Annotated in this window: 13 protein-coding genes; 5 read left to right on the top strand and 8 right to left on the bottom strand. The window is 71.9% G+C overall.

What is annotated here, in order from left to right; genetic code table 11:
• Positions 1 to 195: 195 nt before the first annotated feature.
• Positions 196 to 1,860 carry a Stk1 family PASTA domain-containing Ser/Thr kinase gene (locus K4B79_RS19290; RefSeq protein ID WP_232028022.1) on the top strand — a complete coding sequence of 555 codons (1,665 nt, stop codon included), beginning with the start codon at positions 196 to 198 and terminating at the stop codon, positions 1,858 to 1,860.
• A gap of 104 nt (positions 1,861 to 1,964) precedes the next feature.
• Here K4B79_RS19290 and K4B79_RS19285 read toward each other — a convergent pair whose 3' ends face one another.
• Complete coding sequence (locus K4B79_RS19285) at positions 1,965 to 2,504, bottom strand: bacterial proteasome activator family protein (protein ID WP_232028020.1); 540 nt, start codon at positions 2,502 to 2,504, stop codon at positions 1,965 to 1,967.
• A gap of 136 nt (positions 2,505 to 2,640) precedes the next feature.
• Between K4B79_RS19285 and K4B79_RS19280 the strand changes: the two genes are divergently transcribed.
• Positions 2,641 to 3,171 (top strand): hypothetical protein, encoded by a 531-nt coding sequence (locus K4B79_RS19280; protein WP_232028019.1) that lies wholly within the window; start codon positions 2,641 to 2,643, stop codon positions 3,169 to 3,171.
• A 71-nt stretch (positions 3,172 to 3,242) separates the two neighbouring features.
• On the opposite strand, the gene K4B79_RS19275 is transcribed toward K4B79_RS19280, so the two are convergent.
• Positions 3,243 to 4,223 (bottom strand): NAD(P)H-quinone oxidoreductase, encoded by a 981-nt coding sequence (locus K4B79_RS19275; protein ID WP_232028018.1) that lies wholly within the window; start codon positions 4,221 to 4,223, stop codon positions 3,243 to 3,245.
• A 193-nt stretch (positions 4,224 to 4,416) separates the two neighbouring features.
• Between K4B79_RS19275 and K4B79_RS19270 the strand changes: the two genes are divergently transcribed.
• Both K4B79_RS19270 and K4B79_RS19265 read left to right on the top strand, forming a co-directional pair.
• Positions 4,417 to 5,430 (top strand): ATP-binding cassette domain-containing protein, encoded by a 1,014-nt coding sequence (locus K4B79_RS19270; RefSeq protein ID WP_232028017.1) that lies wholly within the window; start codon positions 4,417 to 4,419, stop codon positions 5,428 to 5,430.
• The gene (locus K4B79_RS19265) at positions 5,427 to 6,275 is read left to right on the top strand and encodes an ABC transporter permease (RefSeq protein WP_232028016.1); all 849 of its coding nucleotides are present in this window, start codon (positions 5,427 to 5,429) and stop codon (positions 6,273 to 6,275) included. Before K4B79_RS19270 ends, K4B79_RS19265 begins: the two co-directional genes overlap by 4 nt.
• A gap of 33 nt (positions 6,276 to 6,308) precedes the next feature.
• On the opposite strand, the gene K4B79_RS19260 is transcribed toward K4B79_RS19265, so the two are convergent.
• The 6 genes from K4B79_RS19260 to pdhA all read right to left on the bottom strand — a co-directional run bounded on the left by K4B79_RS19260 (position 6,309) and on the right by pdhA (position 13,360).
• Entirely contained in the window at positions 6,309 to 7,406 is a 1,098-nt protein-coding gene (locus K4B79_RS19260) for a potassium channel family protein (protein WP_232028015.1), read from the bottom strand.
• Positions 7,403 to 8,779: a molybdopterin molybdotransferase MoeA gene (locus K4B79_RS19255; RefSeq protein WP_232028014.1), complete on the bottom strand. Its 1,377-nt coding sequence runs from the start codon at positions 8,777 to 8,779 to the stop codon at positions 7,403 to 7,405. Before K4B79_RS19255 ends, K4B79_RS19260 begins: the two co-directional genes overlap by 4 nt.
• Complete coding sequence (locus K4B79_RS19250) at positions 8,776 to 9,738, bottom strand: NTP transferase domain-containing protein (protein ID WP_232028013.1); 963 nt, start codon at positions 9,736 to 9,738, stop codon at positions 8,776 to 8,778. The genes K4B79_RS19255 and K4B79_RS19250 overlap by 4 nt, the downstream gene beginning before the upstream one ends.
• Before the next feature lie 81 nt (positions 9,739 to 9,819).
• Positions 9,820 to 11,229, bottom strand: a complete 1,410-nt coding sequence (locus K4B79_RS19245) for a dihydrolipoamide acetyltransferase family protein (protein ID WP_232028011.1) — start codon at positions 11,227 to 11,229, stop codon at positions 9,820 to 9,822.
• The gene (locus tag K4B79_RS19240) at positions 11,229 to 12,233 is read right to left on the bottom strand and encodes an alpha-ketoacid dehydrogenase subunit beta (protein ID WP_232028009.1); all 1,005 of its coding nucleotides are present in this window, start codon (positions 12,231 to 12,233) and stop codon (positions 11,229 to 11,231) included. Before K4B79_RS19240 ends, K4B79_RS19245 begins: the two co-directional genes overlap by 1 nt.
• The gene (gene pdhA / locus K4B79_RS19235; RefSeq protein ID WP_232028008.1) at positions 12,230 to 13,360 is read right to left on the bottom strand and encodes a pyruvate dehydrogenase (acetyl-transferring) E1 component subunit alpha; all 1,131 of its coding nucleotides are present in this window, start codon (positions 13,358 to 13,360) and stop codon (positions 12,230 to 12,232) included. Before pdhA ends, K4B79_RS19240 begins: the two co-directional genes overlap by 4 nt.
• 190 nt (positions 13,361 to 13,550) lie before the next feature.
• Here pdhA and K4B79_RS19230 point away from each other — a divergent pair, with 190 nt between their 5' ends.
• Entirely contained in the window at positions 13,551 to 14,036 is a 486-nt protein-coding gene (locus K4B79_RS19230; RefSeq protein WP_232028345.1) for an Lrp/AsnC family transcriptional regulator, read from the top strand.
• Positions 14,037 to 14,419: the final 383 nt, after the last annotated feature.

Below are 14,419 nucleotides of genomic sequence, written 5' to 3'. Positions count from 1 at the left end.
GTGCCGGCCGTACGCCCGCTGTAACGCTTCCGCGACGCTTCTTTCGCGTACGGTCACGGAACGGGCACCGAACTTGACGTGTCAGTGCCCTCCGGCAGACTTGGCCGGGATTAGACACTGGATCAACGAATTTTCGGGATCCTTTCGGCAGGACGACACTCGCCGGCGCGCGAAAGGCTATGGGGGACACAGAACATGAGCCAGGACTCCGCACACGGCCGCTATGCGGGGCGTGCGCTGGCCGGTGGCCGCTATCAGCTGCGCGATCTGCTCGGCGAGGGCGGCATGGCCTCGGTACATCTCGCCTACGACGCGGTGCTGGACCGCCAGGTCGCGATCAAGACGCTCCACACCGAGCTGGGTCGGGAACAGGCCTTCCGCGAGCGTTTCCGCCGTGAGGCCCAGGCCGTGGCCAAGCTCACGCACACCAACATCGTCTCGGTCTTCGACACCGGCGAGGACGAGCTGGACGGCACGACGATGCCGTACATCGTCATGGAGTACGTCGAGGGCCAACCGCTCGGCTCGGTCCTCAACGCGGACGTGCAGCAGTACGGCGCGATGCCCGCCGACAAGGCGCTGAAGATCACCGCGGACGTGCTGGCGGCCCTGGAGATCAGCCACGAGATGGGCCTGGTCCACCGGGACATCAAGCCGGGCAACGTGATGATGACCAAGCGTGGCGTGGTGAAGGTGATGGACTTCGGCATCGCCCGCGCCATGCAGTCCGGGGTCACCTCCATGACCCAGACCGGCATGGTCGTCGGCACCCCGCAGTACCTCTCGCCGGAGCAGGCCCTCGGCCGCGGCGTGGACGCCCGGTCCGACCTCTACTCGGTCGGCATCATGCTGTTCCAGCTGGTCACCGGGCGGCTGCCGTTCGACGCGGACTCGCCGCTGGCCATAGCGTACGCGCACGTCCAGGAGGAGCCGGTGGCTCCCTCCTCGATCAACCGTTCGCTTCCGCCGGCCGTGGACGCGCTGGTCGCCCGCGCGCTCAAGAAGAACCCGAACGAGCGTTTTCCGAGCGCCGAGGCCATGCGCGACGAGTGTCTGCGCGTGGCCTCCTCCTTCCAGGCCGCCGCCCCGAGCATCGTGCCGGGCGTGCAGACGTCGAGCGGCGCCGGTGTCGGCTCCGCGGTGTTCCCGCCGGTCGACCAGACGCCGCCGCCCCAGGGCAGCGTGCAGACGCCGTACCAGCCGGCCCCGACGCCGAGCCCGTACGGCACTCCGGCTCCGCACGGCACCCCGCCGCCGTCGACGCCCGCCCCGTCGTACGGCTATCCGCAGCAGAGCGGCTACCCGACCCCGGGCCCGGCGTCCTACGCGCCGCACCAGTCCCCGTCGACCCCGCCGCCGTACAACCTCACCCCGCAGACCGCGACCGCGGCCTCCGGTGGGGGCGGTGGCGGCAAGAGCAACAAGCCGGTGATCATCGGGTCGATCGCCGTCTCCCTGATCGCCGTCGGCGGTCTGCTCGCGGCGCTGCTGCTGAACAGCGGCGGTGACAACGAGGCGGGGGGCGACAGCAGCGCAAGCCCCTCGACCTCGGCGACCCAGGCGGCGGGCTACCGCGGGCCGGACACGACCAAGACGGTCGAGACGACCGAGTGCACCGAGCCGGCCGAGTCGTACAACGACCCCGACCAGGTGCGGATGCCGAGCTTCCAGTACAAGAACTGGGACTCGGTCCTCAAGTGCCTGCAGGCCGCCGGATGGCACTACAAGATCAACAAGGTGGACGAGAACACCTACGGCGACGGTGCCGTGATCCAGCAGTTCCCTGACGCGGGCACCGACTTCGACCCGAAGAACCCGCCGAAGATGCAGTTCGACGTCTCCACGGGCAATCCGGCGTGAGCCGCGTTCGTCCCGTCCGACGCGCGTGACGTGACAGGGCCCGGCAGCGCTGGCTGCCGGGCCTTCGTCATGGGTGGGCGGTGGGCTTACAAGCAGGTCGGGTCTTACAAGTACGGCCCGCCCGAGCGGCCGGCCTGGTGGCCGCCGTCGTCGCCGTCGTGGCCGACACCCGGCGGAAGGGCCCGGCGCATCTGCTCCAGCTGGGCACGCGCGGCCATCTGCTGGGCGAACAGCGTGGTCTGGATCCCGTGGAAGAGCCCCTCCAGCCAGCCGACCAACTGCGCCTGCGCGATCCGCAGTTCCGCGTCGCTCGGGGTCGCCTCGTCCGTGAACGGCAGGGAGAGCCGCTCCAGCTCCTCGACCAGCTCCGGGGCAAGACCGTCCTCCAGCTCCTTCACCGAGCTGGCGTGGATCTCCTTGAGGCGGACCCGGCTCGCCTCGTCGAGGGGAGCCACGCGGACCTCTTCGAGCAGCTGCTTGATCATGCTGCCGATCCGCATGACCTTCGCGGGCTGTTCGACCATCTCCGTCACGGGAACCTCGCGGGAGTCCTCGTCTCCTCCGCCACCGATGGCCATCCCGTCCTGACCCACGACAAGGATCTGGGGGTTCTCCGGCGACCGTTCGTTCCTCGGCATCTCCATGCCGCCATTCTCTCGCACGCCTACACCTCACCACCGTGGTGCCCCCGCCGAAGCCTGATCCACCGTTCCCACGCCGTATCGCTCCTCCGGACCGCCCCGGAATGCCGGGGTAACGGCCGAATGTCACGGTTGTCCCGTGACTGCCTGCCCACGTCTGCCGCGCCTGCCGCGATCACCGCGGTCGCTGCGACCGCTGCGTTCCGCGGTGCTGCTCGTCGTGGTGGGGGCGAGCGCGGTCCTTTGTCCGTACGGAGGTGAGTCGGCGTACGGAAGTGAGTCCGCGTACGGGAGTGAGTGGGCGTCGGTGGGGGACGGCCTGACCGTGCGTGCTCCCTCCCCGCCCCCCTCCGCCGCCGCGCCCTCCCGGGCCGGGAGCCGGGCCGGTGAAGGGCGGCAGCGGCCGGGGCGGCCGGAGGACGCGGGCGTGGACGCGGGCAGCGGCCGGGACGGCCGGTCCGACGGCGCCTACACCGGCGTACCGGAAGCACCGGCGGAGACCGCGGCGGAGGTGTCCCCCGGGCTTCCGCGAGAGCCCGTCGGCAGGGCCGCCGAACGGTCGGCCGGGCCGCGGCTGCACATCCTCCCGCTCGGCGGCGGCCTCATCCTCGTCGGCCTGGGCCTGGGCCTCGCCTTCGTCGCCCTACGGCTGCGGCGGGGCACGCTCTGAGCCCTGTGGCCTCGCCGGGCCGCGTTCCGCCCGCCGTCTCCCGGCCCTTCTACGACCTTTCTACGACCCTTCTACGACGTGACCAGCAGCACCTTGCCCACGTGGCCGCTCTCCTCCACCACCCGGTGTGCGGCGGAGGCCTCGCGCATCGGGATTTCGCGGTCGACGACGGGGATGATGTGACCGCCGTCGATGAGGGGCCAGACGTGTTCGCGTACGGCGGCGACGATGGCGGCCTTCTCCTCCAGGGGGCGGGCCCGCAGAGAGGTCGCGCTGATGGCGGCGCGCTTGTTCAGGAGGGTGGCGATGTTCAGTTCGGCCTTGATGCCGCCCTGCATGCCGATGATCGCGAGCCGCCCGTTGACGGCGAGGGCCTGGACGTTGCGGTCGAGGTACTTGGCCCCCATGTTGTCGAGGATGACGTCGGCCCCCGTCCCGCCGGTGGCCTGCCTGACCTCCTCGACGAAGTCCTGCTCCCGGTAGTTGACCAGGATGTCAGCGCCGAGCTCCGCACAGCGGTCCAGCTTGGCGCGCGTGCCCGCCGTCACGGCGACCTTCGCGCCGACCGCCTTGGCCAGCTGGATCGCCATGGTGCCGATGCCGCTGGAGCCGCCGTGCACGAGCAGCGTCTCGCCGGGGCGGAGGTGGGAGACCATGAAGACGTTGGACCAGACCGTGCACACCACCTCCGGGAGCGCGGCGGCCCGCTCCAGGGCGACGCCCTTGGGCACGGGGAGCAGCTGTCCGGCCGGGACGGCCACCTTCTCGGCGTAACCGCCGCCCGCGAGCAGCGCGCACACCTCGTCGCCGACGCTCCAGCCGGAGACGCCGGTGCCGAGCGCGGTGATCCGCCCGGAGCACTCCAGGCCGGGGTACGGGGAGGCGCCGGGCGGCGGGTTGTAGAAGCCCTGCCGCTGGAGGATGTCGGCGCGGTTCACGGCGCCGGCCGCCACCTCGACGAGCACCTCGCCCTCGCCGGGCACGGGATCCGGGACCTCGCTCCACACCAGCGCCTCGGGACCACCAGGTTCGGGAATCGTGATCGCATGCATGAAGGGGACGCTACTCCCCGGGCGGCCTCGACCCACCCCCTCCCTCCCGTCTACGACCGTCCCCCTAGGTCCTTGGATCGGCCCCCTTGGGACCTTCGACCGGTTCCCCGGAAAAACCCTGTGCGGGACCGATGAGTTTGCGCGACGGTAAAGGTCTCCCCATGCGTAACCCATGTACGCGGAAGGACACCCCATGAGCCAGCACACGTCCGGCCTGGCCATCGAGACCGCAGGCCTGGTGAAGACGTTCGGCGAGACACGGGCCGTCGACGGAGTCGACCTCGCGGTGCCGGCGGGCACGGTCTACGGCGTCCTCGGCCCGAACGGCGCGGGCAAGACCACCACGGTCAAGATGCTCGCCACCCTGCTCCGCCCCGACGGCGGCCAGGCCCACGTCTTCGGCCACGACGTCGTCCGCGAGGCCGACGAGGTCCGCAGCCGGGTCAGCCTCACCGGCCAGTACGCCTCGGTGGACGAGGACCTCACCGGCACCGAGAACCTGGTCCTGCTGGGCCGCCTCCTCGGTCACGACAAGAAGGCCGCGCGACTGCGCGCCGGGCAGCTGCTGGAGGCCTTCGGCCTCACGGACGCGGCCGGCAAGCAGGTCAAGCACTACTCCGGCGGTATGCGGCGCCGTATCGACATCGCCGCCTCCATCCTGAACACGCCCGACCTGCTCTTCCTGGACGAGCCGACGACCGGCCTGGACCCGCGCAGCCGCAACCAGGTCTGGGACATCGTGCGCGCGGTCGTCGCCCAGGGCACCACCGTGCTGCTGACCACGCAGTACCTGGACGAGGCCGACCAGCTGGCCTCCCGGATCGCCGTCATCGACCAGGGCAGGGTGATCGCGGAGGGCACCAAGGGCGAGCTGAAGGCCTCCGTCGGCGCCGGCTCCGTCCATCTGCGTCTGCGCGACCCGGCCCAGCGACCGCAGGCCGAGCAGGTGCTCCGGCTGGCCCTGGACGCCGACGTCCAGCTGGAACCCGATCCCGTGGCCCTGACGGCCCGCGTCGGAGCCGGGGCGGCGAACGGCCAGGGGGCGGCCGAGCAGGCGGCCCGCGCGCTCGCCGAGCTGGCCCGCACCGGCGTGGTCGTGGACAACTTCTCGCTGGGCCAGCCCAGCCTGGACGAGGTGTTCCTCGCCCTCACCGGACATGACACCCACGACAGCGGCAAGGACACGAAGGACGAGGTGGCGGCATGAGCACCGCGACACAGACCGAGAACAAGGAGCTGGCCCCCGTCAGCGCCGAGTCGCTGGCCGCGCTGCTCGTCTCCGGGGAGCGGCCGCCGCGCCCCAGCGCGCTGTCGGCCTCGCTGACCTTCGGCTGGCGGGCCATCCTCAAGATCAAACACGTGCCGGAGCAGCTCTTCGACGTCACGGCGTTCCCGATCATGATGGTGCTGATGTACACGTACCTGTTCGGGGGCGCCCTGGCCGGCTCCCCGAAGGAGTACATCCAGTTCCTGCTGCCGGGCATCATGGTGATGTCGGTCGTGATGATCACGATGTACACCGGCATCTCGGTGAACACCGACATCGAGAAGGGCGTCTTCGACCGCTTCCGCTCGCTGCCGATCTGGCGGCCGTCGACCATGGTCGGCTATCTGCTGGGCGACGCCCTGCGCTACACGATCGCCTCCGTCGTGATGCTCACCGTCGGCCTGATCCTGGGCTACCGCCCGGACGGCGGGGTCGGCGGCGTGCTCGCCGGGATCGTCCTGCTGGTCGCGTTCTCGTTCGCGTTCTCGTGGATCTGGACGATGTTCGGTCTGCTGCTGCGCACCGAGAAGTCGGTCATGGGCGTCAGCATGATGGTGATGTTCCCGCTGACCTTCCTGTCCAACATCTTCGTCGACCCGAAGACCATGCCGGGCTGGCTCCAGGCCTTCGTCAACAACAGCCCGATCACCCATCTGTCCTCCGCCGTCCGCGAGTTGATGGCGGGCGACTGGCCGGCCGACGAGATCGCCTGGTCGCTGGGGTGGGCAGGACTGTTCATGGCCGTCTTCGGGCCGATCACCATGCGGCTGTACAACCGCAAGTGATCAGCCGTACGACGGCTGCTGTACGACGACGGCTCAGCTGTGGGGCAGCGGGCGGACGTCGGGTGCGATCTGCGTACCCGGCGTCGCCCGCACGATCGTGATCAGCCGGTCCGTCAACTCCAGTGTTCCGACGGCCGGATCGTCGTAGCCGAGCACCCGGTGGCCGCGTACGACGCTGACCACGAGGTCGTCCGTCTCCCGCGGGCTCCTGCCCACCTCGGCCTTTATGACCGGCCGTTCGACGATGTCGAGGCCGCTGCCCTGCTGGATGAGGTCCTCCATCACCATGCCGGCCGCGGGGCTGAGCACCGACAGACCGAGCAGCCGGCCGGCCGCGCTGGCGCTGGTGATGACGGCGTCGGCGCCGGACTGCTTCAGCAGCGGCGCGTTCTCCTCCTCGCGCACCGCGGCCACGATCTTGGCGCCCTTGTTGAGCTGCCGGGCGGTCAGGGTCACCAGGACGGCCGTGTCGTCGCGCTGGGTCGCGATGATGATCTTCCGCGCCTTGTGCACCTCGGCCCGCTTCAGCACCTCGCTGCGGGTCGCGTCGCCGACGATGCCCGCGTAGCCGTCGGCCGTCGCCGCGTCGATCACCTTGGAGCTGGGGTCGACCACGACGACCTGCTCCTTCTTCAGTCCCGTCGCACAGACGGTCTGGATCGCCGACCGCCCCTTGGTGCCGAAGCCGACGACGACGGTGTGGTCGCGCAAGGTGGACCTCCAGCGGTTGAGCCGCCATTCCTCCCGGGTGCGTTCCGTGAGGACCTCCAGCGTGGTGCCGACCAGGATGATCAGGAACAGCACCCGCAGCGGCGTGATGACGAAGATGTTGGTGAACCGGGCGGCGTCGCTGACCGGGGTGATGTCGCCGTATCCGGTGGTGGAGAGGGTGACGGTCGCGTAGTACCAGGCGTCCAGGAAGTCGACCGAACCGTCGGAGTTGTCGTTGTAGCCGTCCCGGTCGACGTAGACGAGCAGCGCGGTCGTCACGAGGACCAGCAGCGCCATCAGGACCCGTTTGGCCACCTGGCGGAAGGGATGCTCCACCACCTTCCTCGGCAGCTTCACCCGGTGGGTCACGAGATGCTCGTCCGCCTGGCGGGCGATCGCGTCCTGGCCCGGAAGTTTCACGTGAAACACACCCCGATTCCGCCACTCGCCCAGGGCAGGTCGAGCAGCTCCGTCTCCTGTCCGGCCCTCGCGCCGCCCGGTGGTACGACGGCCAGGGCGTCCGCCGCCGCGATGCCCCGCAGCATCGCCGGACCGTTGTAGTGCAACGGCACCGCCCGGTCACCGCGCAGCACCACCGGGATGAGCCGGGTGTCGTACGGATGCCCGTGCGCCTCGTCCCGCAACGGCAGGGTGTACGGCTCCGGCGCGGGGTGCGCCGCCAGCGTCCGCAGCAGCGGCTCGGCGAGCGTGAGCAGCCCGGAGACGGCCGCCAGCGGGTTGCCGGGCAGCCCGACGAGGTGCTGGTTCTCCTTGGTGCGGGCCAGCAGCATGGGGTGGCCGGGGCGCACCTTGACGCCGTCGACAAGGAGTTCGGCGCCGATGCGGCGCAGGATCGGATGGACGTGGTCGACGGGGCCCCCGGCGGTACCACCGGTGGTGACGATCAGGTCGGCCCCGGAACCGGTGATCGCCTTGTGCAGCGCGTCCGCGTCGTCACCGAGTCGCCGTACGGCGATGACCTCGGCGCCCAGCGCCCGCAGCCAGGGCGGGAGCATCGGGCCGAGCGCGTCGCGGATCAGACCGTCGTGCGGAGTGCCCTCGGTGAGCAACTCGTCGCCGAGGACAAGGACTTCGGCCCGGGGGCGCGGTACGGCGGCGAGCGTGTCGTATCCGGCCGCCGCGGCGAGACCGAGCACGGCCGGGGTCACGAAGGTGCCGGCCGGCAGGAGATGGTCGCCACTGCGGCACTCCTGGCCGCGCGGGCGGATGTCCTGGCCGGTGACAACCTCCCGGGTCGCGTGCAGCCGGCCCTTGTCGTCGGAGCGGCCGTGCTCGCTGCGCAGTACGGCGGTGGTGTCCTGCGGGATACGGGCGCCGGTGGCGATCCGGACGGCCTCGCCGTCAGCGAGGGGTTCGGGCTCGGCGTGCCCGGCGAGGACGCCTTCCTCCCGTACGCCCCAGGGGCCGGGCCCGGCGAGGGCCCAGCCGTCCATCGCGGAGGTGTCGAAGGAGGGCAGGTCGGTGAGGGCGGGGAGGGGGGCGGCCAGGGTGAGGCCGAGGGCGTCGTCGAGCCGCACGGAGACGGGGGAGCGGCGGGTGCCGGAACGGGCGGCACGGGCGGCGATCGCGCGGGCCTCGGGCCAGGGAGTGGCCCTGTGCCGGTGTTCCGGCTCGGAGGAGCCGCGCTGCGGGGTGGGCGCGGGCACGTGGTGGTCGCCGGGGGAGCGGCCGTCGTCCTCCTTCACCAGGGCGAGCACCTCCTCGACGTCGAAGTCCTCGGCATCCTCGGCATCCTCGGCGTCTTCGCCGGTCCGGGTCGCTCGGGCGGTCATCCGGCGTCCGGGGCGGCGTGGGGCGGGGCGGGGGCGGGGGCGGGGGCAGCGTCGGGCTCGGCGGCACTGCCGCCCGCTTCCCCGCCCGCTTCCCCGTCCATGTTCTCGCCCGCCTTTTCGTCCGCCTTTTCGTCCGCCCAGCGCAGGGCGAGCGCGGCGGCCTTGCGGGACGCCTCGGCCACCGCCTCCGGGCCTCCCCCGGCCCGGGCCGCCGCGTAGCCGACGAGGAAGGTGGTCAGCGGTGCCGCGGGCCTGGCCACGCCGTGGGCGGCGTCGCGGGCCAGATCGAGCAGCGCATTGGTGTCGACGTCGAGGTCGATGCCCAGCTCATCCTTGACTGCGGAAATCCATTCATCCAACACGTGCCCATGCTCCCTGATCCGTGCCCTGGCGGTGGCGATGTCGTCCCAGGTGTCGCAGTCGAAGGACGCGACGGGGTCGGACACCCGGGTCAGTCCGAGCCCGGCGGTGAGGCGGCGCAGGGGCAGACCGGCGAGGCGCCCCCGCCCGTCGTGCTCCGCGGCGAGCCCGGCCAGCGCGCGGCGCAGCGCAGGCGCGCGGTAGGCGGCCACCAGCGGCTGGTCGCGGCCCTCGGCGTCGGTGAGGAGGACGCCGTCGGCGCCGCTCGCGCGCAGGGTGATCAGCAGCAGCTCCACTGTCGCCCCGGTCAGGAACGGCAGGTCGGCGGAGAGGACGACGAGGTGGTCCGCCGTGGTGTGCCCGAGGCCCGCGTCGAGAGCGGCCACCGGCCCGCCGCCCGGAGGGTCCTCGCGCGCCCAGATCACCGGCCGGGCGGTGGGCCGGGGGTCGGCGACCACGACGGTGGTGCGCGCGTCGGCGCAGGCGGCCAGCACCCGGTCCAGCAGCGCCCGTCCGCCCACCCGCACCCCGGGTTTGTCCGCACCGCCGAGCCGCCGGGCGGCACCTCCGGCGAGGACGACGGCGTCGTATGCGGTCACCCCCCGAGTATGCGTGCCGACGCGATCACAGGGAACGCGGGGGAGCCGGTGCGTTCGCGGCGCCGGGGGTGCGGGCCGGTGTCACAGGGAGCGCAGCAGGACCGCCGGCTGTTCCACGCAGTCCGCCACGTACCGCAGGAAGCCGCCCGCGGTGCCGCCGTCGCACACCCGGTGATCGAAGGTGAGCGAGAGCTGGACGACCTGCCGTACGGCGAGCTCGCCCTCGTGCACCCACGGCTTGGGGACGATACGGCCGACGCCGAGCATGGCCGCCTCGGGGTGGTTGATGATCGGCGTGGAGCCATCGACGCCGAACACGCCGTAGTTGTTCAACGTGAAGGTGCCGCCGGTGAGTTCCGCGGGGGTGAGGGTGCCTGTGCGGGCCGCCTCGGTGAGCCGGGCGAACTCCGCGCTCAGCGACTCCGCGTCCCGCGCGTGGGCGTCCTTCACGACCGGGACCACCAAGCCCCGTTCGGTCTGCGCGGCGAAGCCGAGGTGCACCCGGTCGAGCCGGACGATCTCCCTGGCCTCCGTGTCCACCGTGGAGTTGAGCTCGGGGAAGCGGGCCAGGGCCGCGGTGCAGATCCGGGCCAGGAGGGCGATCAGGGAGATCTTCGGTCCACCGGCGGTGTTCATCGCCGTCCGCGCCCGCATGAGTTCCGTCGCGTCGGCGTCCACCCAGCAGGTGGCCTCCGGGATCTCGCGCCGGCTGCGGGAGAGCTTGTCGGCTACGGCCCCGCGGACTCCCTTGAGGGGGATACGGGTGCCTTCGGGGGCAGCCGGTGTCGTGACCACCGCCGGTTCGGCGGGTGTGGCGGGTGCGGTGGCCCGGACCGGCGTGGCGGCGGCCCGCAGCGCGTACTCGACGTCCGCCCGCAGGATCAGCCCGTCGGGCCCGGAGCCGGTGAGTTCCCTCAGGTCGAGGCCGTTCTCACGGGCCAGCCGGCGCACCAGCGGGGAGATCACGGGAACGGGACCCTCGGCCGCCTCGGGAGCCGCGAGGGCGACAGCAGGCGCAGGAGTCGTGGAAGCCGCAGGTGCTGTGGAAGCCGCAGGAGTCGCGGGAGCCGAGGACGCGCGCCCGGACACTCCGGGCACCCCCTGCGTCCCGTGCGTCCCCGCGGGCACCCGCTGCCCCGGCCGCACCCGCCTCCTGCGCGCCGGTGCCTCCGAAGTGCCGTACCCGACAAGGACGTTGCCCGAGCCCTTGCTCTCGCCGTTCCCGGTGTCCTCGCCGGAGGCCGGCGCTCCCACCGCGACGGTGATCAGCGGCGCCCCCACCGGAAGCTCCGTGCCCTCCTCGCCGTAGCGGGCGGTGACCACGCCGCCGTAGGGGCAGGGGACCTCGACCATCGCCTTGGCCGTCTCGACCTCGACGACCGGCTGGTCGACGGTGACGACGTCACCGACCTCCACCAGCCAGCGGACGATCTCCGCCTCGGTCAGGCCCTCGCCGAGATCCGGCAGCCTGAACTCCAGCACCTGGGCCATCAGCTCTCCGCCTCCCACTGAAGACGCCCCACGGCGTCCAGGATCCGGTCCACGCCGGGCAGGTGGTGACGCTCCAGCATCGGCGGCGGATAGGGGATGTCGAACCCGGCCACGCGCAGCACCGGCGCCTCCAGGTGGTGGAAGCAGCGCTCCGTGACCCGGGCCGCGATCTCCCCGCCCGGTCCGCCGAACCCGCCCGACTCGTGCACGACGACCGCTCGCCCGGTCCGCCGTACCGAGGCGGCGACCGTGTCGTCGTCGAACGGCACCAGGGAACGCAGGTCGACGACTTCGAGGTCCCAGCCCTCCTCCCGCGCCGCCTCGGCGGCTTCGAGGCAGACGGGCACGGACGGTCCGTACGTGATGAGCGTGGCGCTCCGGCCCGAGCGCCGCACCACCGCGCGGCCTATGGGTTCAACGGTCGCCGGCTCGTCCGGGTTCCAGGAGTCCTTCGACCAGTACAGCCGCTTGGGTTCGAGGAAGACGACCGGGTCGTCGGAGGCGATGGCGGCGCGCAGCAGGCCGTAGGCGTCGGCGACGGTCGCGGGCGTGACGACATGGAGCCCCGGGGTCGCCATGTAGTACGCCTCGGAGGAGTCGCTGTGGTGCTCGACGCCGCCGATGCCGCCGCCGTAGGGAACCCGGACGGTGATCGGCAGGGGCATCGCGCCGCGGGTGCGGTTGCGCATCTTCGCCACGTGGCTGATCAGCTGCTCGAAGGCCGGGTAGGCGAACGCGTCGAACTGCATCTCCACGACCGGCCTGAGGCCGTACATCGCCATGCCGACGGCCGTGCCGAGGATGCCCGCCTCGGCGAGCGGGGTGTCCGTGCAGCGGTCCTCGCCGAACTCCTTGGCAAGGCCGTCGGTGACCCGGAAGACACCACCGAGGGTGCCGACATCCTCGCCCATGACGTGCACGCTCGGGTCGGCGGCCATGGCGTCGCGCATCGCGCGCGTGAGGGCCTGCGCCATGGTGGCCGGCTTCAGCGCGACGGTGGTCATCGCTGCTCCCCCTCGGCCTGGAGCTCGGCCCGCAACTGGTCCTGCTGCTCGCGCAGTTGCGGGGTGGGCTCGGCGTACACATGGGCGAAGAGGTCCATGGGGTCGAGCACCGGGTCCTGGTTCATGCGCTCGCGCAGGTCGGCGGCCATGGTCTCGGCGGCGTCCCGCGCGGCCCGGATGCCCGCCTCGTCGATCAGGCCGCGTTCGGTCAGCTCGTGCTCCAGGAGGGCGATCGGGTCGTGGCCGCGCCAGGTCTCCACCTCGGCGTCACCGCGGTAGCGGGTCGCGTCGTCGGCGTTGGTGTGGGCCTCGACGCGGTAGGTGACGGCCTCCACCAGCGTCGGTCCGCCGCCCTCGCGCGCGTGGCGGACGGCGGCGGTCAGGACCTCGTGCACGGCGGCCGCGTCGTTGCCGTCGACCAGGCGGCCGGGCATGCCGTAGCCGACGGCCTTGTGGGCCAGCGACGGAGCCGCGGTCTGCTTGGCGAGCGGGACGGAGATGGCGAAGCCGTTGTTCTGGACGAGGAAGACGACCGGTGCCTGCCAGACGGCGGCGAAGTTCAGCGCCTCGTGGAAGTCGCCCTCGCTGGTGCCGCCGTCGCCGACGATGGCGAGCGCGACCACGTCGTCGCCCTTGAGACGGGCGGCGTGCGCGAGGCCCACGGCGTGCGGGAGCTGGGTGGCGAGCGGGGTGCACAGGGGCGCCACACGGTGCTCGTGCGGGTCGTAGCCGGTGTGCCAGTCGCCGCGCAGCAGGGTCAGCGCCTGGACGGGGTCGAGGCCTCGGGCGACGGCCGCGAGGGTGTCGCGGTAGCTGGGGAAGAGCCAGTCACGGTCTTCGAGGGCCAGCGCGGCGGCGACCTCGCAGGCCTCCTGGCCGGTGCTGGAGGGGTAGACGGCGAGCCGGCCCTGCTTGGTGAGGGCGGTGGCCTGCGCGTTGTACCGGCGGCCGCGCACCAGCTGGGCGTACAGGCGGCGCAGCAGCTCGGGGTCGGCCTGGGCGGCCGCCTCCGTGCCGAGGACGCGGTACGGCTCGGCATCGGGCAGCAGCGGCGCGGGATCCGTACGGGGCTGCCAGGCGGGCGGCGGCGATGGCCGGTACGCGCCCCGCTGCTCCATGACCGTCATGACGGCACCTCCTCGTGGGAGACGGCTTCGGACGCGTCACGAGTGTGAGGCGCCTCACCTACCGATTGTTCGGTCGTCGGCACATTTTGGCTACAGGCCCCCTCAGGCTGTGGACAAACGGTTCTCCACAGCCTCTGATGGACGCAGTACGTCCACGAGAGGGAGGCGGGGGGACATGGCACCTGAACAAATGGCCGAGAGCCCGGACGGCAGCGGTCCCCCGCCGTCCCCGCGTCCGCTCGACGCCATCGATCAGGACATCCTCCAGATGCTCCAGGCGGACGGCCGCGCGTCGATACGGTCGGTCGCCGAACGCGTCCATGTCTCGCGCGCCAACGCCTACGCGCGCATCAACCGCCTCATCGAGGACGGCGTCATCCGCGGCTTCGGCGCCCGCGTCGACCACGAGCGCGCCGGCCAGGGCACCTCGGCCTACATCACCCTGAAGATCGTCCAGAACTCCTGGCGCACGGTCCGCGAGCAGCTCCGCCGGCTCCCCGGCGCCTCCCACATCGCCCTGGTCGGCGGCGACTTCGACGTCCTGCTCCTGATCCACACCCCCGACAACCGCGCCCTGCGCGAGCTGGTCCTCACCCGCCTGCAGGCCATCCCCGAGGTCCTCAGCACCCGCACCCTGCTGGTGTTCGAGGAGGAGGACCTGGAGCCGCAGGGCTGAGCGTCAGTCGCCCCAGTCCCACCCGCTCTCGGGAAACCGTTCGAGCAGGTCGGTCAGCGAGTCCGCCTGGTGCAGGGCGGAGGACCAGTCCGGGGCGGAGATGTCGAGCAGCACCAGACGAGGGGGGTTCCTGCCGGAAGTCGTAGGTGAGCGGTTCCCGGCTGCCGTCCCCGCCGACGACCACGGCGCCGGGAAAGCGGGCCTGGATCTCACCGGCCTCGTTGACCGGGACGAGTTCCCCGGCCGCGTTGATCACGAGGAAGTCGACCGCGGGAGGCACGAAGCGGCTCATGCTCCCTTCGGCGGCCAGGAAGTCCCGTTAGTCCCGCGGGAACCGGACTCCGAAACGGCGCTCGGCCCGGGCGAGGACGTCGTCGAGGGAC

The organism is Streptomyces lincolnensis, from assembly GCF_021173675.1.
GTDB lineage: Bacteria > Actinomycetota > Actinomycetes > Streptomycetales > Streptomycetaceae > Streptomyces > Streptomyces lincolnensis_B.
The sequence above is the reverse complement of the archived record's forward strand: the minus strand, read 5'-3'. Positions and strand labels throughout refer to the sequence as shown.